General features: G+C 52.1%; 16 protein-coding genes. 14 read left to right on the top strand and 2 right to left on the bottom strand.

The window, feature by feature from the left end; genetic code table 11:
* Positions 1-39 precede the first annotated feature (39 nt).
* Positions 40-546, bottom strand: coding sequence for a GbsR/MarR family transcriptional regulator (locus GS398_RS17480; protein WP_160908103.1), 507 nt, complete (start codon positions 544-546; stop codon positions 40-42).
* A gap of 163 nt (positions 547-709) precedes the next feature.
* On the opposite strand from GS398_RS17480, the gene GS398_RS17475 reads away from it, so the two are divergent.
* Together GS398_RS17475 and GS398_RS17470 are read left to right on the top strand one after the other, a co-directional pair.
* Positions 710-1,345 carry a DsbA family oxidoreductase gene (locus GS398_RS17475; RefSeq protein WP_160908102.1) on the top strand — a complete coding sequence of 212 codons (636 nt, stop codon included), beginning with the start codon at positions 710-712 and terminating at the stop codon, positions 1,343-1,345.
* Positions 1,346-1,441: 96 nt separating this feature from the next.
* Positions 1,442-1,744, top strand: coding sequence for a Dabb family protein (locus GS398_RS17470; RefSeq protein ID WP_160908101.1), 303 nt, complete (start codon positions 1,442-1,444; stop codon positions 1,742-1,744).
* Between the two features lie 57 nt (positions 1,745-1,801).
* Here GS398_RS17470 and GS398_RS17465 read toward each other — a convergent pair whose 3' ends face one another.
* Entirely contained in the window at positions 1,802-3,385 is a 1,584-nt protein-coding gene (locus GS398_RS17465) for a M20/M25/M40 family metallo-hydrolase (RefSeq protein ID WP_160908100.1), read from the bottom strand.
* Positions 3,386-3,739: 354 nt separating this feature from the next.
* Between GS398_RS17465 and GS398_RS17460 the strand changes: the two genes are divergently transcribed.
* The 12 genes from GS398_RS17460 (at position 3,740) to GS398_RS17405 (ending at position 26,745) form a co-directional block, all read left to right on the top strand.
* Positions 3,740-6,856, top strand: a complete 3,117-nt coding sequence (locus GS398_RS17460) for a SusC/RagA family TonB-linked outer membrane protein (protein WP_160908099.1) — start codon at positions 3,740-3,742, stop codon at positions 6,854-6,856.
* Positions 6,857-6,874: 18 nt separating this feature from the next.
* Positions 6,875-8,422, top strand: coding sequence for a RagB/SusD family nutrient uptake outer membrane protein (locus GS398_RS17455; protein WP_160908098.1), 1,548 nt, complete (start codon positions 6,875-6,877; stop codon positions 8,420-8,422).
* A 78-nt stretch (positions 8,423-8,500) separates the two neighbouring features.
* Positions 8,501-9,361: a glycoside hydrolase family 16 protein gene (locus GS398_RS17450; protein WP_369410274.1), complete on the top strand. Its 861-nt coding sequence runs from the start codon at positions 8,501-8,503 to the stop codon at positions 9,359-9,361.
* Between the two features lies 1 nt (position 9,362).
* Positions 9,363-11,597, top strand: coding sequence for a beta-glucosidase BglX (gene bglX / locus GS398_RS17445; protein WP_160908097.1), 2,235 nt, complete (start codon positions 9,363-9,365; stop codon positions 11,595-11,597).
* A gap of 9 nt (positions 11,598-11,606) precedes the next feature.
* Entirely contained in the window at positions 11,607-13,079 is a 1,473-nt protein-coding gene (locus GS398_RS17440) for a glycoside hydrolase family 30 protein (RefSeq protein WP_160908096.1), read from the top strand.
* 25 nt (positions 13,080-13,104) lie between these two features.
* The gene (locus GS398_RS17435; RefSeq protein WP_160908095.1) at positions 13,105-14,568 is read left to right on the top strand and encodes a glycoside hydrolase family 30 protein; all 1,464 of its coding nucleotides are present in this window, start codon (positions 13,105-13,107) and stop codon (positions 14,566-14,568) included.
* A gap of 5 nt (positions 14,569-14,573) precedes the next feature.
* Complete coding sequence (locus tag GS398_RS17430) at positions 14,574-15,986, top strand: glycoside hydrolase family 30 protein (RefSeq protein WP_160908094.1); 1,413 nt, start codon at positions 14,574-14,576, stop codon at positions 15,984-15,986.
* Positions 15,987-15,993: 7 nt separating this feature from the next.
* Entirely contained in the window at positions 15,994-18,978 is a 2,985-nt protein-coding gene (locus GS398_RS17425) for a glycosyl hydrolase family 28-related protein (RefSeq protein ID WP_160908093.1), read from the top strand.
* Between the two features lie 77 nt (positions 18,979-19,055).
* On the top strand, positions 19,056-20,810 hold the full coding sequence (locus tag GS398_RS17420) for a cellulase family glycosylhydrolase (RefSeq protein ID WP_160908092.1): 1,755 nt from the start codon (positions 19,056-19,058) through the stop codon (positions 20,808-20,810).
* An 11-nt stretch (positions 20,811-20,821) separates the two neighbouring features.
* Positions 20,822-22,054 carry a multiheme c-type cytochrome gene (locus tag GS398_RS17415; RefSeq protein WP_160908091.1) on the top strand — a complete coding sequence of 411 codons (1,233 nt, stop codon included), beginning with the start codon at positions 20,822-20,824 and terminating at the stop codon, positions 22,052-22,054.
* Positions 22,055-22,118: 64 nt separating this feature from the next.
* On the top strand, positions 22,119-23,969 hold the full coding sequence (locus tag GS398_RS17410; RefSeq protein ID WP_160908090.1) for a 7TM diverse intracellular signaling domain-containing protein: 1,851 nt from the start codon (positions 22,119-22,121) through the stop codon (positions 23,967-23,969).
* 25 nt (positions 23,970-23,994) lie between these two features.
* Positions 23,995-26,745, top strand: coding sequence for a glycoside hydrolase family 2 TIM barrel-domain containing protein (locus GS398_RS17405; RefSeq protein WP_202406115.1), 2,751 nt, complete (start codon positions 23,995-23,997; stop codon positions 26,743-26,745).
* Positions 26,746-26,798 lie beyond the last annotated feature (53 nt).

Genomic DNA, 26,798 nt, shown 5'->3' with positions numbered 1-26,798 from the left:
TGTAATTTCAGAAAAAATTGAAAGTTTATGTCAAAAAAATTATTTAAATAGTTTGAATAAGCTTCCCCAAAACCAGCTTTCCTCTGCCTTCAGCATGGTCTCAAGTGTTTTATTTACATTTCCGGCGAGCTTATTGATATCTGCCACAGAAGTTTTGAACGTTTTATACGCCGGGTCTTTTTCGTCGCCGGTCACGGTGGTAAGCTCATTAAGCAGTTTGAGCACCGGGTCGAGCTCCCTCTTTTTGCGTTCCTGTGCTACCTGGCGGGCAATGGCCCAGGTATCTTTCTCTGCATAGAAATATTCTTTACGTTCACCGGGTTTGTGCTGCTTCTCCACCAGTCCCCAGCCGATCAGGTCTCTCAAAGTCATGTTCGCATTGCCCCTCGAGATGCTCAGCGCTTCCATGATCTCTTCGGTAGTTAATGCTTCGGGCGAAATGAGCAGCAAAGCATGTACCTGTGCCATGGTACGATTAATTCCCCACTCCGAACCTAACTTCCCCCAGGCCTCGATAAACTTTTGCTTTGCTTCTTGCAATTCCATGAAGCAAATATAAGGAAGTTTTTAAACTTTCAAATATTATTGAAAGTTTATTTTGTCTATTTTCCCGATTTGCTAGGGGATTGTCATAATTTAGGGAAGTGTAATCCCGTGGCCTGCCGGGGGCGGTTGAGAGAGGGGTTATCGCTATTTTTGAAAAAAAGCGATGAAAGTAGAGATCTGGTCGGATGTGATGTGTCCGTTCTGTTATATCGGTAAGCGGAACTTTGAAAAGGCGTTGACCCGGTTTCGGGAAGCGGGAGAAGTTAAGATAGAGTGGCATAGTTTCCAGCTTGATCCGGAGATGAAATCCGGTACCGGCAAGAGCGTGTATGAATATCTTGCGGAACGGAAAGGGATGACGTACGGGCAATCTGTTGCCATGCACGCGCAGGTAGTTGACGCCGCAAAAGCTGCCGGCCTTGACTATCGGTTCGACCTGGCAAAAGTAGCAAACTCGTTCGATGCGCACCGGCTAGTACAGCTGGCAAAGAAGCACGGTTTGGGCGACGAAGCGGAGGAAGCGTTGTTTAAAGCATATTTTACGGAAGGACGGGATATCAGCGATCATCCTACCCTCTCCGAAATCGGAGAAGCGATCGGGCTCGATAAAGAGGAACTGGGAGATCTGCTCGCTACAAACCGCATGGCTGATGAAGTAATGAACGATATCGGTGAAGCGTCGGCGATCGGTATCCGGGGCGTGCCATTTTTCGTGTTTAACAGGAAATATGCGGTTTCAGGCGCACAGCCGCCGGAGGTATTCCTGGGAGCATTAGAGAAGCTTAAAGCCGACCGCTAAACAGTACCGTTTACGGGGATCGCCGGTAGTCTGTGGGCATAGCCTTTGGCTTTCCCTTTCTTTTGCCGTTATTTGAGCTAAACCAATCACATACATATGTTTTCACACCACGTTCTATTTTACCTGAAAGAAAAAGATAACGCCGCTCACCTTGCCGAGCTTAAAGCCGGCTTACAGGGGCTGGTGAATATATCGTCCATCGAAAAGAGCTATATCGGGGTACCCGCCGGCACCAGTCGTGATGTGGTCGATGCTTCTTACTCAGCTTCATGGCTGTTGTTTTTCGCAGATGCTGCAGCGCACGATAGTTACCAGGTCGACCCGGTTCACCTGGCGTTTATCAGTAAGTGTGCTCATTTATGGGAGAAAGTGATCGTGTTCGACGATCATATCGGCTAAAAGTTATAACCTAAAAACGCTCCATTCGGAGCGTTTTTAGGTTATAACTTTATCCATTTATTGTTTTGGAGGAAGTCCGCCACGGCGCTCGGGCTGGGTAATTGCAGGCCATGCTCCGGGCTGACCGGTTCTCGGGTTGAGCGGAAGTACGCTTTTCTCACGTGAAGTTTTGGCCGGATCTTCGCAGGCCATCCAGACCAGGACCGCGGTAACGATGGCATTGCTTCGTACATCATCGAATACCACTTTATCGTACGTATCGCGGTTGGTATGCCAGGTGTAGCTTCCGTACAGCCAGCTATTGGAGCTGAGGGAGAAGGCCGGCGCCCCTGCTGCCACGAACGAAGCAAAGTCTGAGCCACCCCCGCCTGGTGAGCCGGGGAAGTTGGTTTCGATCTGCTGCCGCATCGGGGCAGGGACTTTAGACAGCCACCGACCGATATATTCATACGAATTGAGGAAGCCCTGCCCGGAGATATTCACAACACGGCCCGTACCATTATCCTGGTTAAATAAGGCCTGCAGGTTCTTTACTATTTCGGGATGGTCCTGTACGAATGCGCGGGAACCGTTTAATCCCTGTTCTTCGCTTCCCCAGTGACCTACCAGGATCGTGCGTTTGGGATTCGGGTAGAGTTTCTTTAAAATACGCATCGCTTCCATCATCGTGAGGGTACCGGTGCCGTTATCGGTAGCGCCGCTGGCGCCATCCCACGAGTCGAAGTGAGCGGACAGCATCACGTATTCATCTGGCTTTACCGTGCTCTTAATTTCTGCTACGGTATTAAAAGCGGGTACTGCTCCTTTTTCTTTGGATTCGGTGCGTACGCTGATCTTTGGATTGTCGCCGAATTCCGCGAGACGGTACACGAGGCCATAATCCTCCAACGAGATGTCTATTGTCGGGATTTTAGTCGTGTTTGCGCCAAAGATCTTGTTTGCACCAAATCCTGCCGACCAGTTGCAGGTTACGATACCTGCTGCACCCGCTTTTTCGAGTGCGAGATGAAGGTTTTTCACCGTCATGCCGGTTTTTCGGGTCCTGCCTGCCCATGCAGTCGTTTGTGCGGTTCGGGCTGCTTTCATTTTATCGAAAGATTCTTTGGTGGCAAATTCCTCCCAGTTGTAATCCGGCCGCCCGGTGGGCTGATTCATCGATACCAGCACGAATTTCCCCTTTACAGAAGGCATCCAGCTTACATACGCCATGGAATCCGCCAGGTCGGGCAGGATCACCACCTCACCGGTAATGGTCTTTCCGTTCGTACCGGGGCTCCATGCCAGCTGCATCCCCTCGAGCGAGCGTACCCGCGGAGATATAAGATCGATATGTGAGATGCCTCTTTCCCAGCCGCGCCATTCCCCCCATTGCTCGTTCCGTGCCTCAATTCCCCAGGAAGTATATTTTGCCACGGCCCAATCATTGGCCTGTTTCATTTGTGGAGTACCCACCAGGCGTGGGCCGATCACGTCGAAGAGCTCATGCGCCAGCTTTTCGAGCTGCGAATTGTCTGTCGCTTCCTTCATGATCATTTGTACAAACGGGTCCGGGGGTGGAGGCGGACCGAAACCAGGGCGCTGTGCAAATGCAACGCTTCCCTGGATAAACAATAGTGTTAAGAATAGCTTAGAGATTTTCATTCCCTAAGCTATAAAATCCTGTGTAAAAAAGGATGAACGACATCATTTTTTATCAACAATGCGGTAACTGTCCTGCTCTATGCTGTATTGTGAGTAAAAAAAATCAATGGTATGGAAGCGTATCATAATTATTACACGTCGGCTCCGGTTAATTCGAATTATAGTGATTATCACATATTTAGCCCGATTAGCTTACGGTTCTAAAGCGTATCAAAATTTTTATAATACGCTATTAGTCAGCATTTTATGAAAATATTTTCTTGTTTTTTGTTTTAAACTACCCTAGTTTTACGGCACCAATGAAACGGCTGTACTGCAGTCCGGAACTAACTAACTTTTATAAATCTTATTTCTATGACAAAAAAAATTACGTTATTGATCATGCTCCTATGTTTCGGTTTCACATTTGCGAGGGCGCAAAATGTAACCGTTAAAGGTGTGGTAAACGACTCGCAGGGCCAACCGCTGCCCGGTGTGTCAGTAGTGCTTAAAAGCGATAAAAAGGTAGCTACTTCTACCGGTATCTCGGGAGGTTATTCCATCAGCGTACCGGCCAATGGTACCCTGGTATTCTCGTTCGTGGGTTATGCCAGCCAGGAAATTCCCGTAAATAACCAGTCTTCCGTTAACGTGCGACTGAGCGACGACGTGACCAACCTGAGCGAAGTGGTTGTAGTCGGTTACGGCACGCAGAAAAAGAGCGTGGTTACCGGTGCGATCTCCAGCGTTAAAGCTGCAGACCTCGAGACGATGCCGATCAACCGTGTTGAGCAGGCGTTACAGGGCCGTACTTCGGGACTTACCATCGCCGCAGGTAACGGTCAGCCCGGAACCAGCTCGACCGTTCGTTTGAGAGGGTATACCACCTACTCGGGCAGCGGGAACAACGATCCGCTGTGGGTGATAGACGGTGTGATCGTAGACAACGGAGGGATCGGTTACCTCAACCAGAACGACATCGAATCCATCGAGGTACTTAAAGATGCTGCCTCGCAGGCGATCTACGGCGCCCGTGCCGCAAACGGGGTAATCATTATTTCCACCAAAAAAGGTAAATCCGGGAAGCTCCAGATCAACTACAACACTTTCTACGGAACGTCCTCCCCGGCAAAAAAACTGGACCTGCTGAACGCGACCGAGTATGCCACCATCCGGAACGAATCCGCATTGGCCGCAGGCAAAGCGGCACCTTACGCTACGCCATCAACCTATGGCGTGGGCACAGATTGGCAATCGCTTATTTTTAATGACAATACCGCCCGTCAATCGCACGAATTCAGCGTAGCCGGCGGAAATGAAAAACTCAATTTCTATTCTTCTTTCGGCCTGATCGACCAGGATGGGATCGTAGCCACCGAGATCTCCAAATGGAAAAGGTCGAACGTGCGCATCAACTCGACCTTTAAGCCGGCTAAATGGATCTCCTTCGGCGAAAACATGGGCTATAGCCATGCCAAGAACAGCAGCCTCGGAAATACCAACAGCGAGTTTGGCGGGCCGTTAAGCTCTGCCATCAACCTTGATCCTATTACGCCAGCCGTGGAAACAAACCCGGCCCTTATCGCCGCATCCCCGTATATCTTGCCAAACGTGCTGAGAGACGCGAACGGAAACCCTTACGGGATCTCTTCGGCCGTAGGCCAGGAAATGAGCAACCCGCTTGCTTATATCCGCACCCGCCTGGGTAACTACAGCTGGGACCATAACGTGGTTGGAAACGTCTTCGCTGATATCGAGCCTTACAAGAATGTAAAGTTCCGCTCCAGCCTGGGCTCCAAGATCGCCTTTTACGGTGGCGAAGGTTATACCCCGCTTTATTACCTAAACTCTTCGAGCACCAATACCAAAACACAGTTCAACCGTTCGATAAACAGTGTGTTTGCCTACAATTTTGAAAATACGCTGAGTTATACCCGCAGTTTTGGGAAACATAACGGCATGCTGCTGGTCGGCCAGGGCGTTTATATGGATAACGATACCAAAAGCCTGAACGTGAACTTTGCCAATGTGATCGCTACGAATTTCGACCAGGCGAACCTGAACTATAAACCGGTTGCAGGTGACCGTACTGCGGATGGCGGCGACGGTACTTTCCACAAAGTGAACTCGCTTTTCTCGCGTTTAACCTATAACTACGACGAAAAGTACCTGGTAACTGCGCTCATCCGCAGGGACGGATCTTCCCGTTTCGGCGCAAATAACAAGTACGGGGTGTTCCCTTCGTTCTCCCTCGGATGGGTACCTACCCGTGAAACCTTCTGGCCGGAAAATAAGGTGGTCAACACCCTGAAGATCCGCGGTGGTTACGGCGTTACCGGTAACGACGTGATCGGCGATTTCGCTTACGTTTCGCTGGTGGGCAGCGGTCGCAATTATACTTTTGGCACCACAGACGCCAGCACCATCGGCTGGAGCCCCGCAGCAGCATCCAACCCGGATCTGAAATGGGAAGAAACGCGCCAGACCAACATCGGCTTTGATGCTACGCTGTTTACCAACATGACTTTCACCGTCGACTTTTACAAAAAAGAGACCGTAGGCATCCTGCAAACCCCTCCTGTCCCTGCTTACCTCGGCGTAGGCGGCAGCGCACAAAACGTAGGTGCCATGCAAAATACCGGTGTTGAGTTCGAGCTGGGTTACCGCAAGAAGATCGGCGATTTTAACCTGGGCTTAAACGGAAACAGCTCCTTCCTGAAAAATAAGGTGACCAAGCTACTGCCAGGTATCCTGTTCATCCAGGACAACGCGGCAAGCTTCCAGACCATGGGTAACTTCACTCGGACCGGACTGGGCCGCTCGTTCAACGAATACTTTGGTTACGAGATGCTGGGCATCTTCCAGACACAGACAGAAGTAGATACCTATGTTGGACCTAACGGGACTTCGAAACTCCAGCCTAGCGCTAAGCCTGGCGATATCAAGTTCGCTAACCTGAACGGCGACAACGCCATCGACGCGAATGACCGTACTTACCTCGGCAGCCCGATCCCTAAAATGACTTATGGTTTAACGCTGAACCTTGGTTATAAGGCATTCGATATGGTGGCTTTCGGAAACGGTGTTACCGGCAATAAGATCTTCCAGGGATTGCGCAGGTTAGATGTAACTTATGCCAACTACCAGAAAGAGATCCTGGAGCGCTGGACCCCTACCAATCCTTCAAACACCATGCCCCGCGTAGTAGAGACCGATCCAAACGGTAATAATACCAAGTTCTCTAAACGTTACCTGGAAGATGGCTCTTACTTCCGCCTCAAAACATTCCAGCTGGGCTACACCCTGCCGAAGACGCTCACGATAAAAGCCGGAATGAACCGGGTGAGGGTATATGCCATGAGCGAAAACCTGTTCACTGCCACTAAATATACCGGCTATGATCCTGAGATCGGCGGTACCGTATTCAGCGTAGACAGGGGTGTTTATCCGCAGGCAAGATCATTCATGTTAGGTTTAAATGTTGGATTTTAATTAAAGAATAAAGCAGAAATGAAAAATAAATTAGCATATATCGCAGCCTTTACCCTGGGTATCCAGGTACTGGCAGGTTGTAAGGATTATCTCGAGGTAAACCCGAGAGAACGTGTATTGGTGTCGAATTACTATTCAACGCCGGAGCAGGCGTACGCATCGCTGGTTTCAGTGTATGACATATTCGGCAGCCAGGCGGGCGGCTACTACGCTAAGTTCAGTATCATGAACGTGGCTGCAGACGATAACCTGGCGGGCGGCGACTCCCCGTCAGATTTTGGCGACTTCCAGACAGTGAACACTTACACGTTTACGCCGAGCTCCGGCAATGGCTGCAGCGCGTATCTCTGGAGCAAAGGATTTACCGGCGCTTTCAGGGCCAATACCTTCCTGCAGAAGATCGGCGGCATTAATATGGACGCTAACCTGAAGAAACGTTATGTAGCGGAGGCGAAAACCCTGCGGGCCATCTTCTATTTTGACCTGGTACGCTTCTTTAAGAACATTCCGCTCATCCTCGAGCCCATAGAGACCGAGAAAATGTACGACGTTACCCAGGTGGCGCCGGCGGAAGTTTACAAACAGATCGAGAAAGATCTCAGCGAGGCCATGGCTGATCTTCCTGCAACCGTGCCCGCTGCTACAGAAGGCGGTCGCATTACCCAGGGTGCCGCCCACGCCGTGTTAGGTAAAGTTTACCTCTGGCAAAACAAATACGGACCGGCTGCTGCCGAGCTGGCCCTGGTGAACGGACCTACTCCTGGTGCTGTCAACCCCACTTACGGTTATAAACTGCTCGCTAACTTCGCTGATCTCTGGAACGTGAAGAATAAGTTTAATACCGAGTCGGTACTCGAGATCGTGTATAACTCTACTTCTAACGCAGGCTGGGGCAACTATTCTTCCGGGTCGGGAGAAGGCAACGTGATCGGTATCATTGTTGGTCCGCGTAACTACATCGCCCTGAAACCGGCACAAGCGCCCGACTATGTTTCCGGCTGGAGCACACAACCCTTCACCCAGGAGTTCTTCGACCTGATCCACTACGACCCCCGCAATAAGCCTACCGTGGCTAACCTCGACAGCCTTGAAAAAGCAGGTATCGTATCTTATAAACATGCTTACCAGAATACCGGTTACTTCATCGAGAAGTTTGCGGGACGCGTGTCTACCAAGGCCGCTTCGGGACAGCTTGAGCTGAACTTCCAGCAAGATATCTACGAGATCCGCCTGGCAGATACGTACATGCTCGAAGCGGAAGCGTTAATGCAAAGCGGAGCGTCGGTAGCAGCAGGCAGCCGTGCCTACCAGTTGCTGAATGCAGTAAGGGCGAGAGTAGGCCTCGGACCGGTTGCGGTTACCCTTGATAACATCATGAAAGAGCGCCGCATCGAGCTCGCTGCCGAAGGCCATCGCTGGCTGGACCTGGTGCGCTGGGGCAAAGCGGCCTCCGTACTTGCGTTTAAAGGCTTTGTAGCCGGGAAAAACGAGATATTCCCCGTTCCGCAGAACGAGATGAATAACACCAAGTTACAACAAAGTAAAGAATGGGGCGGAACCCTATAAAAACACTACATCCGTAAGAAATCACCTGGTACCAGGAGGCGGGATCCTGCTTCCTGGTACTTTTATGAAGTGAAGAGCGTGAAAAAACTAACCCCTCGCAATACCACGTTTGCTTGTGTTGCCGTACTGATGATCGCCTGCTCCGGGAAAAAAGACCCGGTTGGCCCCATGTACCTGCCCACACAACCCATTGTGCTTAAAGATTGGAAGTTTGAAACCAAACCTTCCTTTGCGGAGGAGTTTGATTATACGGGTAAGCCCGATCCGGCGAAGTGGGGGTACGACGTTGGCGGCTCAGGCTGGGGTAATAACGAACTGGAATATTATACGGATAATCTCAGCAACGCCGGTGTTGCCAATGGTAAGCTCACCATTACCGCCCGCAAAGAGGAGATCGGAAACAGGAACATTACTTCCGCCCGCCTGGTCACCAAAAACAAGGCGGACTTTTTATACGGCCGCTTCGAGATCAGTGCCAAATTACCTTCAGGAAAGGGCACCTGGCCGGCAATCTGGATGTTGCCCACCGATTGGGTGTACGGCGGATGGCCGCAGTCGGGCGAGATCGACATCATGGAACATGTAGGCTACGAGCAGGATGTGGTGCACATTACCACCCATTGCGAAGCTTACTATTTTAAGATCAACACACAGAAAACAAGTACGAAGAAAATTGACGGGGTTTCCACCGCCTTTCACAAGTATCGCGTGGACTGGACACCGGACGCGATCCGTGGTTTTATCGATGACCAAATGATCTTCGAAACCTTCAATGAGAACAAAGGCCCGAAATACTGGCCTTTCGACAAACGGTTCCATATCCTGCTGAACCTTGCCATCGGTGGCGATTGGGGAGGCGCCAAAGGTGTGGATGACAATATTTTCCCCGCATCCATGGAAGTGGACTATGTGCGCGTGTACAAACTTATCGAACAATAAAATGAACAATAGAGCAATAGCCGTTTCCCTCCTTTTACTTAGCTTTACTATCCCTCTTTTCGCGCAAAAAAAAACGGTTAAAGATGCCATCGACGTTAAGGTAGAAGCCTTACTGGCGAAGATGACCCTTGACGAAAAGATCGGGCAATTAAACCAGTACACCAGCGACCGCGACGCCACCGGCCCGATCAGTAAAGGCAGCAACAAACTCGAAGAAATTAAGCAAGGCAAACTGGGCTCGATGCTCAATGTGAGGGGCGCAAAAGACACGCGCTTTATTCAGGATGCCGCCATGCAGTCACGACTGAAGATCCCGATGCTGTTCGGGCTCGACGTGATCCATGGCTACCGGGTAACATTCCCGATCCCGCTGGCTGAAGCGGCAAGCTGGGACCTGGAAGCAATTGAGCTGGGCTCGCGCATTGCCGGACGCGAAGCTGCGGCCGCCGGTGTGCACTGGACCTTTGCACCCATGGTGGATATTGCCCGTGATCCCCGGTGGGGACGCGTAATGGAAGGCGCCGGCGAAGACCCGTACCTCGGATCGCTGATCGCTGCCGCCCGCGTAAAAGGATTCCAGGGCAATGGCCTGGGAAACCTGGACGCCATTATGGCCTGTGCCAAGCATTTCGCCGCATATGGCGCCGCAGTGGCAGGCCGTGATTACAATACCGTAGATATGAGCGACCGCATGCTTTGGGAAGTATACCTGCCGCCATTTAAAGCGGCCTTAGATGCCGGTGCGGCCACCTTCATGAATTCATTTAACGAGCTGAACGGCATTCCCGCTACCGCGAACAGCTACCTGCAGCGCGATATCTTAAAAGGGAAATGGGGCTTTAAAGGGTTCGTGGTAAGCGATTGGGGCTCTATCCGCGAAATGATCGCTCATGGTTATTCGAAAGACAACGCAGAAGCGGCCCGGCAGGCGTTAACGGCAGGAAGCGACATGGACATGGAAGGCCGCGCTTACATAAGCAGCCTGGCTAAACTGGTTGCCGATAAGAAAGTGCCTCTCGCCCTGGTAGACGATGCCGTGAAACGCGTGCTTCGCAAGAAATTTGAACTGGGGCTCTTTGATGATCCCTACCGTTTCAGCAATGCGGAGCGGGAAGAAAAAGAGCTGAATTCGCCCAAAAACCGCAAAGCGGCCCGTGATGTGGCCGCAAAAAGTATCGTATTGCTAAAAAATACGAACCAGCTGCTGCCGCTGTCAAAAAACGTCGGTGCTATTGCAGTGATCGGTCCGCTGGCAAAATCTAATACCGATATGAAAGGCTTCTGGTCCGTACAATGGGATAACGACCAGTTGGTTTCCCTATACGACGGGCTGGTGAACAAGCTTGGCGGCGAATCTAAACTGATCTACTCCAAAGGCTGCGGCATTAAAGACACTACCCGCAGCGGTTTCGCCGAAGCGGTGGCCGCCGCAAAAAAAGCGGATGTAACGATAGTAGCCGTAGGTGAGGCGTTCGACATGAGCGGCGAAGCAAAAAGCCGTGCCGATATTCACCTGCCGGGAATACAGGAGGACCTCGTTAAAGCCCTGGTAGCCACCGGTAAGCCAGTAGTGGTGCTGGTAATGGCCGGCAGGCCGCTGATCTTTAACTGGACCGCAGACAATGCTTCGTCTATTTTATACACCTGGTGGCTGGGCAGCGAGGCCGGGAATGCCATGGCGGATGTCCTTTTCGGAGATTATAATCCTGCAGGCAAGCTCCCTATTACTTTCCCGAGGTCGGAGGGACAAATTCCTATCTATTACGCTTCGAAAAGTACCGGGCGCCCGTCAACCAGCGACAAAGACATCGTTTATCGCTCCGCGTATATCGACTCGCCGAACAGCCCAAGGTTCGCGTTTGGGTTCGGTCTCAGCTATACCACCTTCTCTTATACCGACCTGAAGCTCAGTAAAACCCAGGTAAAGAATAACGAAACATTTACGGCCAGCTTTACCCTCACCAATACCGGTAAATACGCCGGTGAGGAAGTCGCGCAGCTTTATCTCCAGGACCGATTTGCAAGCGTAACACGGCCGGTAAAAGAGCTGAAAGCCTTTGAAAAGGTTATGCTGAAAGCGGGCGAAAGTAAAACGGTCACCTTTACCATCGATAAAGAGAAGCTTTCGTTTTATAACGCGCAAATGAAATGGGATACCGAGCCGGGCGAGTTTAAACTGATGATCGGGACGGCTTCGGACAAGATTTTGCTCGAAAGCAAATTTGAACTGCTATAAGGCAACGCTATGAGACGATCTATTATCAGCCTGGCGCCGTTGTTCCTGTGCCTGCTCCTGGTGCCGTTTATTGTTGTGGGCTGCAAGAAAAAAAGCGGTAACGGCGATCAGCCCGCGCCGGTAGCGCCCGTGGTTGTCGTACCCGTGAAGCCGCTGAAAACCGATGTCGCGTTTTGGCTCACCACGCCCGACCAGTTTTCGCTCTTCCAGAAGCAGAACGAGAGCCTTGTTTTTACCGCTACAACCAACCAGTTCCCGTCTGTTGAAGTAGACACGGCACAAACGTTTCAAACCATCGACGGTTTTGGCTATACGCTTACCGGTGGCAGCGCTTCGCTGATCAATGCCTTGCCCGCTTCGGCGAAAGACGCGGTTTTGAGGGATCTCTTCGCCGTAGATAGTACTTATATCGGGGTAAGTTACCTCCGGATCAGCATCGGTGCGTCAGACCTGAGCGCTTCGGCGTTTACATACAACGACATCCCGGTGGGGCAAACCGATCCTGACCTGCTGCAGTTCAGTATCGATAAGGAGAGAACGGACCTGGTTCCCGTGCTTAAAAAGATCCTTGCCATTTACCCGGGCATGAAGATCCTGGGATCGCCATGGTCGGCGCCCTTATGGATGAAAACCTCCGCTGCTTTCGTAGGGGGAAGTCTTAAGCCGGAATATTATCCCACCTATGCCCGGTATTTCGTAAAATACCTCCAGGCAATGCAAGCCGAAGGCATCACCATCGATGCCATTACCCCGCAGAATGAGCCGCTACATGGCGGGAATAATCCAAGTATGGTGATGACCGCCACTGAACAGGCTACGTTTATCAAAAACCACCTCGGCCCGGCGCTCCGTGCCGCAGGCCTGCAAACCAAGATCATTATTTACGACCATAATGCCGATCGCCCGGATTATCCCCTCACCGTCCTGAACGATGCCGCAGCCAGGCCGTTTGTAGACGGCTCGGCCTTCCACCTGTATGCCGGCAACATCAGCGCATTATCGCAGGTGCGCGATGCGTATCCCGACAAGAACATTTACTTTACGGAGCAATGGGTAGGCGGACCGGGGAATTTTGCGGGCGACCTGAAGTGGCACGTAGAGAACCTGGTCATTGGTGCTACCCGCAACTGGAGCCGCAATGTACTGGAGTGGAACCTGGCGGCCGATCCGTTATACCGTCCCTACACAGCCGGCGGGTGCAGTACCTGCCTGGGAGCGCTTACGGTGGGTGCATCGGTCTTGAAAAATGTATCGTACTACGTGATCGCCCATGCGTCGAAATTTGTTCGCCCGGGATCGGTAAGGATCGCCAGTAACCTGCCTGCCGGCCTCCCGAATGTGGCGTTTAAAACGCCCGAAGGCAAAAAAGTGCTCATCGTGCTGAATACGTCGGCAACCGTGCAAAATTTTAACATCAAATTTAATGGCAAACTGGTGACGAGCAGCCTCGCAGGCGGCGCCGTAGGAACTTACACCTGGTAAACATGCAACACACACATACATATACATGAAACAGTTCTCTTTTATTCTTTTGGTTTTAGCCGCATCTTCCCTGGCACAGGCGCAGCAGAAAACTGCCGTTAAAAAACCGCCTTTCGCCATCGCAAATAAAACGGCCACGGTGTATACCACAGCCGATCATTCGGACCTCCGTATTTCGAATACCGGTACTTTGACGTTCAAAGACCTGAAGCAACCGCTCGAAACACAGGTGGCCGTATTTGTGGACCCGGTTACCACGTTTCAAACACTGGTGGGCATCGGCGGAAGCCTGACGGACGCCACCGCGGAAACTTTTGCCAAGCTCCCGAAAGAGGCACAGGCGGAATTCCTGAAAGCCTATTATGACCGTACCAATGGTATCGGGTTCACGCTGGGGCGGACCAATATCGCCAGCTGCGATTTTTCGAGCGATATGTATGATTACGTAGAAGTTAACGATGCGGCATTGAAAACGTTCAGCGTGGCACACGACGAGAAGTTCAAATTTCCGCTGATGAAACGCGCCATCGAGGCGGCAGGAGGTAAGCTGACCCTGTTTGTTAGTCCGTGGAGCCCGCCCGCCTGGATGAAATCCAACAACAACCGCCTGCAGGGCGGCACGCTGAAGCCTGAATTTATGCAGAGCTGGGCTAATCACTATGTGAAATATATTAAAGCGGTTGAATCACGCGGTATGCCGGTTTGGGGCCTTTCCGTGCAAAACGAGCCTATGGCCACCCAACGGTGGGAATCGTGCGTTTTTACCGCCGAAGCAGAGCGCGACTTTATCAAGAATTTTCTCGGGCCAACACTGCAGAAACAAGGAATGGCCTCCAGGAAGCTGATCGCCTGGGACCATAACCGCGACCTGATCCAGCAACGGGCCAGCGTGCTGCTGGGTGATCCGCAGGCGGCAAAATATATATGGGGAATCGGCTACCATTGGTACGAGTTCTGGACCGGCAGCGATATGCTGTTTAACAACGTAAAAAGCGTACACGAATCATATCCCGGTAAGCAGCTGTTCTTCACCGAAGGTTGTAACGAGAAATTTAACGTAGACAGCATGATGCAATGGCGCCTGGGCGAACGTTACGGTTACTCCATGATCAACGACTTTAACAGCGGTACGGCGGGTTGGACCGATTGGAACATGTTGCTCGATGAGACCGGCGGGCCGAACCACGTAGGTAACTTCTGCTTTGCGCCGCTGCATGCAGATACCAAAACCGGCAAGCTGATCTACACCAACGCTTATTATTACATGGGCCATTTCTCCAAATTTATCCGCCCTGGCGCGAAACGCGTGGCCACTTCGGTAAACCGCGATAAGTTAATATCAACCGCATTTATCAACACCGACGGCAAGCTGGCCGTGGTGGTGATGAACCGCACCGCGGAAAAGCTCCCGTATAAATTATGGATCGGCGGAAAGGCAGCTGACGCCACCAGTTTACCACATTCTATTTCCACGTTCATTATCCAATAATACGTATGAAACGTCTTGGCAGCATCTTCTTTTTCGCGGCAGCAATATTCGGGTCGCCGGTAAACCCTGTGCTGGCGCAGGAAAAAGGCACGGTTGATCTGTGGTTAACCAAACCGGACCGTTCCGCACTTTTCGCGCAACAGCCCGCACTTAGCTTTACAGAAACTGCTGCAGCCGGACCGGTGATCGAGGTGAACGAAAAACAGGTATATCAGCCCATCGATGGGTTCGGATTTGCCCTCACGGGCGGAAGCGCCATGCACCTTGTGCGGATGAGCGCCGATAAGAGGGCCGCCTTGTTAAAAGAGTTGTTCGCTTATGATGAGAAGAATATCGGCATCAGTTACCTGCGGTTAAGCATCGGCGCGTCAGACCTGAATGAGAAGGTGTTTACTTATAACGATCTTCCGCAGGGGCAAACAGACCCGGAGATGAAGAAGTTCGATCTTGGGTTAGACCGCGCCGACGTGATCCCCGTGATGAAGGAGATCCTGGCCATTAACCCGAAGATCAAGGTGCTGGGCTCACCATGGTCGCCGCCGGAATGGATGAAAACCAGCTTCGACGCCCGCGGCGGCATGTTGCGCCCCGAGTATTTCGGCGCCTACGCGAAGTACCTGGCACGATACATTAAAGATATGAAAGCGGAGGGGATCACCATCGATGCGATCACGGTCCAGAACGAGCCGCTGCATCCGGGCAACAATCCCAGTTTGCTGATGCCGGCGCCGGACCAGGCGATCTTTATTAAACAGTACCTCGGCCCGCTGTTCCGGGCTGAAGAGATCAAGACTAAGATCATTATCTATGACCACAATGCCGACCGGCCCGATTACCCGATCTCTATCCTCGACGATCCGGAGGCGCGCAAATATGTTGACGGGTCGGGATTTCACTTATACGGCGGTACGATCGATGCGCTGAGCGATGTACACAACGCACATCCCGATAAGAATATATATTTCACCGAGCAGATGGTGACCGAGCGCCCCAACAGCCAGCAGCTGAACATCGGCTCACCCGTGCGGCGCCTGATCATTGGCGCTACCCGCAACTGGAGCCGCAACGTGCTGGAATGGAACCTGGCCGCCGATCCGCAAAACAGGCCCTTTACAGACAGGGGCGGCTGCCCATCGTGCCAGGGCGCGGTAACGATCGATAAAGACCTGGTGACACGAAACGTGGCCTATTACTCGGTGGCGCATGCATCGAAATTTGTACGGCCGGGTTCCGTCAGGATCGCCTCGCCGGAACCGGAAAACCTTCCCAACGTAGCCTTTAAAACGCCCGACGGTAAAAAGGTGCTGATCGTATGCAACGCCGGGCAGGCCGCACAGGTTTTCGCTATACGGTACCAGGGAAAAACGGCTGCAGCCACGCTGGAGCGGGGTGCGGTAGCTACTTACGTTTGGAAATAACCGGGCAATGAAAAGAGTTTTAGTTACCTGCTGCTGTTTACTGGTCGTGATTGTGGCCGCAGCCGCCACGCCGAAAAGCCGTTCGTTCTACCAGCAACGCCTCTGGGACCCGGATGCCGTTTACTTCACTCCCGGGAATTTTAAGATCTCCGCAGATGGCAAAGCCGATGTGTCTGATGCATTGCAGGAGGCCATCAACCAGGTGAAGATCAAATACAATTTCGGGGTATTGTTCATTCCCGAAGGCACTTACCTGTTAAGTAAAACGATCTGCATTCCGCAGGCCGTGAGGGTGATCGGATACGGGAAAAATCGCCCGGTTTTTGTGTTGGGAAAGAGTTCTCCCGGTTTCCGGGAAGCCGACCCCGGCATGAAAGGGCAGGCGAAATACCTCTTCTGGTTTACCGGCGGGATAGTTCAACCAGGGCAATCGCCACGTGATGCGGGAGCAGGAACATTCTACAGCGCACTTTCCAACGTGGATATCCGCATCGAAGACGGCAACCCGGCGGCGGTGGCGCTCCGGGCACATTTCGCGCAGCATAGCTTCATCGCCCATGTGGATGTGAATATCGGCAACGGCAAGGCGGGACTGTTCGATGTGGGGAACGAGATGGAAGACGTGCGTTTCTTTGGCGGCGACTACGGGATCTATACCACCAAGCCGTCGCCGGGATGGCAATATATGATGGTGGATACATATTTTGAAGGACAACGAAAGGCCGCCATAAAAACCCAGGAAGCAGGTTTGACCATTGTGCGCCTGCAGGCGAAGAATGTACCCACGGTGATCGAGATCGATCCAAACTACCACGAGAAGCTGTTCATGGAAGACTGCCTGTTCGACAAAGTGACGGGCCCGGCGATCGTGATCAGCAACGAAGGGAATGCGTTTAACCAGGTGAGCCTGCGTAATGTGGTGTGCCGGAACGTGCCTGTGCTGGCCAGCTACCGCAGGAGCGGAAAGCAAACGCCAGGAAAAGGCGCAATCTATCGCATCAGCAACTTTATTTACGGCCTTCATATCGACGGGATCGACGCGGCACCGGTATTTAAGACCACCGAAGATCTTACCCAGCTGAACGCACTTCCCGCGGAAGCGGTAAAAGATATTCCCGAACTGCCTGCCATACAAACCTGGGCCAACCTGAAAACGCTGGGCGCAAAAGGCGACGGCGAAACGGACGACACCAGGGCGATACAGGAAGCCGTAGATAAATACCCGGCCGTATATGTGCCGCAGGGATGGTACCGGATAACGGAAACGATCAGGTTAAAGCCCAATACGGTATTGATCGGGCTCAACCCGGTGGCTACCCAATTTATCCTTGCGGATAATACCGAAGCTTTTGGAAGTTTCGGTCAGCCGAAGGCCATGGTGGAAGCGCCTGTAAACGGGACCAATATTCTAACCGGCATCGGGCTTTCTACCGGCGCCTGGAATAATCGGGCGGTAGCCTGTAAGTGGATGGCAGGCGAAAAATCGTACATGAACGATGTAAAGTTTATCGGCGGGCATGGCACTATGAACCGTCCCGGTCCGCAGGGAGGAAGCCAAAACCGCGGTAGCGGGTTTAACCAGCAGCCATCCCGGGTACTGCAGGGGATGGACGTAGCCTGGGATACGCAATATTGGAGCTTATGGATCACCAACGGCGGCGGAGGTACTTTTAAAGACATCTGGACGGCCAATACTTTCGCAACATCTGGCATGTATATTTCGAATACAGCTACACCCGGAAGGATTTATGCCATGTCTGTGGAGCACCATGTGCGCAACGAAGTACGATTTAAAAATGTATCGAACTGGAAGATCTACGCCCTCCAGCTCGAAGAGGAGAGCCGCGAAAGCAGCAATGCACAGCCGGTGGAGCTCGACAATTGCAGCAATATGGTTTTTGCCAACCTGTATATGTTCCGGGTGATCAGGGTGAACACCCCGTTTTCGGCCGGGGTGAGGACCTGGGACCCGCAGAATATCGAGTTCCTGAACGTGCACAACTACAGCCAGACAAAATATACCACCACCCTGCCCATCTACGACATCAATTCTGATAAAGAGATCAGGCCCTGGGAGTTTGTTCGACTGAAGCTGGATAAGAGCACGGTACCGGCTTCCCCCGCGCAGGTACGGCTGCTGGCCAAAGGCTTTGAGTTTGCCGACGGGATGTGCAGCGACAGTAAGGGCAACGTTTACTTTAGCGAAACACGCTTAAAAAGGATCTATAGATGGTCGGCAGCGTCCCGGTCGCTGAGTTTGCTGGCCGACTTTCCGTGGGAACCGCTTTCCCTTGCCTGCGATAAAAATGACCAGTTGCTGGTGGTGTTCAAGTATACTCCGCGACCCGGTTACCTGGTAAATGGCAAGCCGGAGGTGTTCCCGCTGCCGGAAGATGCCGGCGGGACATCGTTCAGCGGCTGGGGAAATTCAGGCTTCGGTACCCTGGTATATTCGGTAGACCCGGAGCATCCCGAGGAGACTATGACAGCTTTAAAGAAAGTGCCAATGGGCTCGATCGCTGATGTGTACAAAGCGCTGTATCCGGCTAACCGGTGGCGCGATTACCATGATTTTAACACGGTGACCGTAGCCCGTCCAAAAGAAGCGTTTGTCGCGCCGGACGGTGTAACCATCATCCCGGTAGTGTACGATCTTGCCAGGTCAAATTCGCTGGCGGAAGCATTCCCCGGGAAACCGGTATACCTGGCGGACGAATATGACAAGCGCACCGTAAAATGCAGCGTAGACGCCGCAGGGTACTTGTCAGATCTAACCTACTTTGTAGAAAATGGGGAGTATAGTTCTGCAACGGACGCGCAGGGCAACCTCTACGTGGCCGATGGCGAGATCTACGTATTCGATAGAACCGGGAAGCAAACGGGCGTGATAAAAACACCGGAACGGCCGGTAACCATCGCCTTTGGCGGAAAAGAAAGGGAATACCTCTTTTTTACGGGAAGATCAGGCTTCTACCAAACAAAGATCCGGTAGTTAAACAGATTAACGTACATATTTAGTTCCTTTGGAACACCAATTTATTAGCGTTCGCAACGACCAATTATTAGCACATGTTAAAGAAACTGACCATTTTATTTTTCCTGGCCGGCATCACCTCCATCCAGGTGGCTGCCCAGGGCTTTTTGCACGCCGATGGTAAACGTATCGTGAACGGTAAAGGTGAGAATGTGTTGCTCCGCGGAATGGGGCTTGGCGGCTGGATGTTACAGGAAGGGTATATGCTTCGGATTAACCGCGAAGGGCAGCAATACCGCATCCGCGAAAGGATCGAAGAACTGATGGGGGCTAAACAAACGGAGGAGTTTTACAACCTCTGGCTTGCTAACCATACCCGGAAGACCGATGTTGATTCGATGAAAGCCTGGGGATTTAATTCCATCAGGTTGCCCATGCATTTTAACCTGTATACGCTGCCCGCAGACAAGGAACCCGTCGCCGGAAAAAATACCTGGCTGGAAAAAGGCTTCGCTATTACAGATAGCCTGCTTTCCTGGTGTAAAGCGAACCGGATGTACCTCATCCTCGATTTACATGCGGCGCCCGGCGGACAAGGCAACGACCTCAATATTTCTGACCGCGACCCTTCCAAGCCCTCCCTTTGGGAAAGTGAAGCCAACCAGCAAAAAATGATCGCTTTGTGGAGAAAGCTGGCGGAACGCTACGTAAATGAGCCCTGGATAGGCGCTTATGATATTATTAACGAGCCGAATTGGGGATTTGAAGACCTGGCCAATGATAAGAACGGCATCAAAGAGAAAAAGAATGTGCCGCTGCGCAAGCTGATGGTCGATATTACCAAAGCGATACGCGAGGTAGATAAAAATCACCTGGTGGTAATTGAAGGGAACGGCTGGGGAAATAACTATAACGGGATCCTGCCCGCCTGGGATAACAACATGGCCCTGAGCTTTCACAAGTACTGGAGCTATAATGATCCGGGCTCGGTAAACCACATGCTAAAGATGCGCGACGAATACAACATCCCGGTGTGGCTTGGCGAAACCGGCGAGAACTCGAACGTTTGGTTTACCGAGGCGATCCGCCTGTTCGAGACCAACAACATCGGCTGGGCCTGGTGGCCTTTAAAAAAGCTCGGGTTCAATAACCCCATGGAGATCCGCTCGAACCTGAACTATGATGCGGTGGTAAACTACTTTAACGGTCGTCCGGGCGCCGGGAAACCGAAAGAAAGTAATGCTTATAGCGGCTTGATGGAACTGGCCACCTATACCCGGCTGGAAAATACCACCATCCACCGTGATGTGCTCGACGCCATGTTCCGGCAGCCTTTCTCTGCTGACGCGAAACCGTTTAAAGCGAACAAGATCATGCCAGGCGCCGTGGTTAAAGCGGTCGACTTTGACCTGGGCAGGAATGGAGTGGCTTATTTCGACAAGGATACGGCAGATTACCATGTTTCCACCGGTAAAAACACGCCGGGTAACCGGGGCCGGGTGTACCGCAACGATGGGGTCGACATCCGCAAAGATTCTACCCTTTATGAACAGTATTTCGTGAACGGTATCGAGGCAGGCGAATGGCTTCAGTATACCGTTAATGTAATCAAAAAGGGAAAATACAACCTCAGGCTGCGGGTTTGTGCCGATAACGCGAACGGGAAATTGTCTGTTTCCAGCGGGAAGGTGACGTTTGCAAAAGAAGTGGCCGTTCCAAATACCGGCAACGAGAAGAACTTTACATTCGTGGAAATAAAGAACGTGGCGCTTAAAGCGGGCAAACAAGTGATCAGGATCTATGCCGACAGCGGCGGATTCGGGTTTAGCGAGATCCGGTTTACCAACTAACGTTACATAACATGAAAGGAGCTACCCGTTTGTTCCTGGTGCTGGGCCCGATCATGCTGCTGGTAGTGGCATTTTCACAGTGCATGGACGGGTTTGCCCGGGAGGACCCGCGGGGAGCCGAATATGCCGGCGCCCAAAGCTGTAAAAAATGCCACGCAGGAGTTGCGGCTTCTTACTTTCATACCGCACATAACCAGACGTCGATGATGATCGACAGCGCCAAAGGCCTCGAACATGTGATGGGCGCCGATCCCCTGTTCGCTTTTAACGACCTGACAAAGATCCGCGTGGAAAAACGCGATAGCGGTATTTACCAGGTAGGATACTATGATGGCAGGGAAGTGCGCAAAGAACGTTTCGACCTGAAGATCGGCTCGGGCGCACATGCGCAAACATACGCCTATTGGAAGGGAAAACGGCTGTTCCAGCTGCCGCTTTCGTATTTCAAACAGGTGAACGGCTGGGCGAACAGCCCGGGTTACGTACCCAACCTGATGTACTACGACCGGGTGGTTCAAAGCAAATGCCTCGAGTGCCATAGCTCGTTTATCGGGCAGAATTTTGTACAGGATGGCGCCCTGAAAGTGGCCGAAGAGATGGAAAAAGGCTCATTTATCGCGGGGATCGATTGTGAGCGCTGTCACGGTCCGGCGAAAACACATGTGGAGTTTCATCTCGCCCATCCCGAAGAAAAGAAGGCGAAGTTTATGGTAGCCTATCGTTCGTTGAGCCGGCAGCGGCGGCTGGAGACCTGCGGGGTTTGTCATTCGGGCAACGACCTCGAATCGCAGCGCTCCACTTTTGGCTTCCGCCCGGGCGACACGTTATCGCAATTCTACATCCTGCAGTTCGGCGCCGCAACGTCCCGCGAAGCGGATGTACATGGCAAACAGGTGCAGATGCTGGCGGCCAGTAAGTGCTTCCGCGAAGCGAAAACCATGGACTGCCTTTCTTGTCACGACGCACACGATGGTGCGAATGCCAGTCTTGCACTATATTCGCAGAAATGTATGAGCTGCCACAATGCGGCTTCGCATGCGGCGGTGGGATTAACTCCCGCTGTGATGAAGGCGAATTGTATCGATTGCCATATGCCGCAGCAACCGTCGAAAGTGATCACTTTTAAAGTGGCCGGGAAAGAAGGGGTTACACCCTATTTATTGAGAACGCATCGCATTGCGGTGTACGGGAAAGACGGTGTTAACGGCCGCCCGCCCGCAGCCAGTTCCGGCGATGTGCGTTAAGTTTTTTAAAATGAGGATGATGTACAGGACGGGCTTGTTTTGTTTGTGGATATTTTTGGGGATAATGGCCGTTCCCCGGCAGTTGCGGGCGCAGCAGGTGGTAAACTATAGCGACAGCCTGGATGAGCATATTTTCTCGTACAAAGAGATCGAGTACCTGGAAGACCCGCAAAGCAAATTCACGCTCGGACAGGTAACCGGTCCGCTGGCACATTCGTTTAAAGGAAGCGAGCTCTCGACGCCGAAAAACTTTAATATCCGTTCTGCCTATTGGTTCAGGGTCAAGATCAGGCGCGCCAAACATACCGAACGGCAGTGGATCCTCGAGTTTTTCGATCAGACGATAGACGATATCGCCGTGTTTTCGCCGGGTAAGGACCATATTTTCCGAAAGACCAGCTTCGGGAACAAGCGGCCGTTTAACATCAGGCAATATCACCACAAGAACTTTACGCTGATCCTGGATAATTCGCTTACAGGCGAGCAGGTTTATTATATCCGCATCAAATCGCACCAGCAGGCCAACGTGATCGTGGTGCTCCGTTCTGTGAACTGGTTTATCCAATATGCGCTTGACGAGTATTTTTTCTTCGGCGTGTTTTACGGGATGATCCTGGTATTCAGCTTCTACAACCTCATGATGTTTTTTGCCATGCGGCAGAGCCAGTACGTATACTATATCTTGTATAACCTGAGCATCGGCTTGTATGAAATGAGCGCCGATGGTGTGGCGTACCAATATTTATGGCCCAATTCCCCGGGCTGGAACCAGTATGCGTATGGCATAGCCCTATACCTGGCCAGTACTTTCGCCCTGTTATTTACCAGGAAACTATTGTACCTCCGTTCAAAAGCGCCACAGCTCGATAAACTGCTAATTGGCACCATCGCACTGCGCACGCTCTTTTTGCTGGCTTGCCTGCTGGTAAATCGCAACTGGTTCAACTATAAGATCATCGAAGCCCTTCCGTTGCTGGTGGCCTATTTTTCAGGTTGGTACGTGTTTAACGCAGGGTACCGTCCGGCGCGGTTTTTCGTGCTCGGGTATAGCTTCCTGCTCATTGGCTTTGTGATTAAGACGCTCATCGCGTTCGATCTCGACTGGATCCCATTTGGACCGGTAACCCATTATAGCCTTAGCTTTTGCTTTGTTACAGAAATGGTTTTTGTATCGTTCGCCATCGGCGACAGGGTGAGGTTGTTAAGAAAGAAGAAAGAAAAGGTGCAGCGGAGGATCTTCCAGCAGATGAAGATCAACGAGGACCTGAAAGATGCCCTGAACAAAAAGCTCGAATCGGAAGTGCTTGAGCGCACACGGGAGGTGATCGAAAAGTCGACTATCATCGAGGCGCAGAACCACGAGCTGCTCGCCGTGAACGACCTGCTGAAACAACAAGCAGAAGAAATTACGCGGATGAACACGCTGCTGGAGCAGGATAACCAGGAGCTGCACGAAAATATCGATAAGGTAACGCGCGCCCGGGTAATGTCGCTCGAGGTGGATTTTACCGAGTTCAGCAAGATCTACCCGGACAACGAAACCTGTTCCCGGTTCCTGGCGGATCTTAAATGGGGTAAGGGATATGCTTGCCGGAAATGCGGCGGAATGCATTCTATCCACGGGCACCTGCAGTTTAGTCACCGGTGCGCCAAATGCGGCTACGAAGAGTCGGTGACCACCAACACCATCCTGCAAAATTGCCGCATCCCCATCAACAAGGCGTTTTATATGATCTTCCTGATTTATTCCTCTAAGGGGAAGATCTCCTCGCATAAGCTTTCCGAGATCCTTTCTATCCGCCAAAGCACTTGTTGGGCATACGGTATCAGGATCAAGAAAGTGATGGAAGACCGGAAAAAAGAGCTCAAAAATGCCGGGGAGGCAGGATGGAGCAAGCTTGTACTGGAAAATTAGTAATGCAAGATGATTTATCGTACGAATGAACCTTAAATTGATTCAGAACAACGAAAAACTTATCCGGCGAAAGACAATAGCCATGATTAAAAGACCGATCCGATTTCTACTGAGCCTGGTATGTTTGCTGGCCGTACTTTCAACTGTCGAAGCACAAGACCGCATCTCCCAAACCATCAACTCCAACTGGCAATTTTACAAAGGCGATCTCCCGGGGTTCCCTGCCTCACCGGCGACGGTAAAATGGGAGACCGTTTCCGTACCGCATAGCTGGAACACGACCGATGTACTGGACGATGAGCCCGGCTACTACCGCGGCACAGGCTGGTACCAACGCCGCATCTTTGTTCCTTCCTCCTGGAAAGGCAAGGATATTTACCTGTATTTTGAAGGAGCCGCGCAGGCAGCCGAGGTGTATGTGAACGGAAAGAAAGCCGGCGGGCATACCGGGAGCTATACGTTTTTTAGCGTTCCCGTAAAGGAACTGCTGCAGTTCGCAGCATCGGGCAGCGCGGTGAACGAGATCCAGGTTAAAGTAAACAACAGCCATAACGAGGATGTTCCGCCATTATCGGCGGACTTTACATTTTTCGGCGGATTGTACCGCGACGTACACCTGGTTGCTGTAAGCCCGGTACATTTTGATATGGACAACAATGCCACCAACGGCGTTTTTGTAAGCACGCCAAAAGTGACCGCGGGCAGCGCCGATGTAATGGTAAAAGGCAGCTTCGTTAGCAATTTGCCTAAAGCGGGCAGGGTACGGGTTCGTACTACGATCGTAGACGGCGACGGAAAAACGGTGGCCGAGCAGCAATCCATGGTGAAAACGGTGCCCGGGGCTCAGCTAAGTTTTTCGCATAACCTTTCCAACCTGCTAAGCCCGCATCTTTGGTCGCCGGAAACGCCGTACCTCTACCAGGTGATCTCCAGGCTTGAGGACGCCGATACCAAAGTTAAGCTCGACGAAATATCGAACCCCTTAGGCTTCCGTTGGTACGTGTTCGACCCGGGAAAAGGTTTTTTCCTGAACGGCCAGCCGGTAAAGCTGGTAGGAACCAGCCGTCACCAGGATTTTAAAGACATGGCCAATGCACTGCCCGATGCCATGGCGATCCGCGACGTGGAACTGCTGAAGGCCATGGGAGGCAATTTCCTGCGTGTGGCGCATTACCCGCAGGACCCGGCCGTATTACAGGCTTGCGACAGGCTGGGGATCCTTACTTCGGTGGAAATCCCGGTAGTGAACCAAATTACAGAAAGCGAGGCGTTTGCAGAGAACTGCAAGGTAATGCAGCGCGAGATGATCCGGCAAAACTACAACCATCCGTCGGTGATCATGTGGACCTACATGAACGAAGTATTGCTGCGCCCGCGTTATGACAATGGCTCCGAAAAACGCGAAGCTTACATCCGTGCCGTGGCGAAGCTTGCGCAGGAACTGGAAGACCTCACCCGGGCTGAAGACCCGTCGAGGTATACCATGATCCCCAACCATGGGGCTTTCGAGCTCTATCATAAAGCGGGCTTGACAAGGATCCCGAAACTGGTAGGTTGGAACCTCTACCAGGGCTGGTATGGCGGCGAACTGGGCGGGTTTGCGAAATACCTGGACATGCACCATAAAGAGCTTCCCGATAAGCCCCTGCTGGTTACGGAGTACGGAGCGGATGGAGATCCGCGCATCCATAGCTTCGAACCGGTTAAATTTGATAAGTCGCTGGAATACACCTTGCTGTATCACCAGGCTTACCTGGAAGCCATTATGGAGCGGCCTTTTGTTGCCGGTGCGATGATCTGGAACCTGGCGGATTTTAACTCTGAACAGCGGGCGGAAGCAATGCCCCACATCAATAATAAAGGCATTACCACCATCGACAGGCAGCCTAAAGATCCGTACCTGTTTTACCAGGCGAACCTGTTAAAGCAGCCGTTTATCCGCATCGGCGCGGCCGCCTGGACGCTACGCAGCGGGATCGCCGCCTCCGAAACGTCGCTGGTATGTGTGCAGCCCGTGGAAGTATTTACCAACCAGCCGTCGGTTTCTCTGCGGTTGAACGGCAAACTGATCGGTACCGCCGCCGCCCGGCAGGGTATCGCCCGGTTTAACGTCCCGTTCGCAGATGGCGTGAATTTGCTGGATGCTTCGGCGGGCACAGACCTGGCCGACCAACTCAGGATACAGTTTAAAATGATCCCCAAAGACCTGCGGAGCGCCGCGCTGCCTTTCCGGGAGATTAACGTGAGCCTTGGCTCGAAGCGTTACTACGCCGACGAAAAGCTGCGGCAGGTTTGGCTCCCGGAACAGGCCTATACACCCGGGAGCTGGGGGTATGTTGGCGGACAGGCGTTCGCCATGAAGGGCGGAAGCCAGAGCTACGGCTCGAATAAAGACATCCTTGGTACCGAAGATGACCCGATCTACGAAACCCAGCGCACCGGGCTAAGCCAGTTTAAGCTCGATGTACCGGCAGGGGAGTACGAGGTGACCTTGCTGTTTGCCGAGCTGGTATCAGGAATTAAACGGGAGGCCCTGGTGTACAACCTTTCGAACACCACGCAAAACGAGGAAGCGGCGACCCGAATTTTTGATGTAAAGCTAAATAATGTACCCTGGCTGGAAAATCTCGGTACCGCTACTTACCTGGAGCCCGAGCGGGCATACGCTACCAAAACAACCGTGAGCGTAAAGGGAACAGCGGGGATTGTGATCGACTTTACAGCGAGAAAAGGGGAGGCGGTCCTGAACGGGGTGCAGGTGAGGAGGGTGCTTTAGGGGTTCACGAAAAGGTGTGAATGTTACGCAAAAAACACGGAGAATTAATCGTC

Source organism: Hufsiella ginkgonis, assembly GCF_009834915.1.
GTDB lineage: Bacteria > Bacteroidota > Bacteroidia > Sphingobacteriales > Sphingobacteriaceae > Hufsiella > Hufsiella ginkgonis.
The sequence above is the reverse complement of the archived record's forward strand: the minus strand, read 5'-3'. Positions and strand labels throughout refer to the sequence as shown.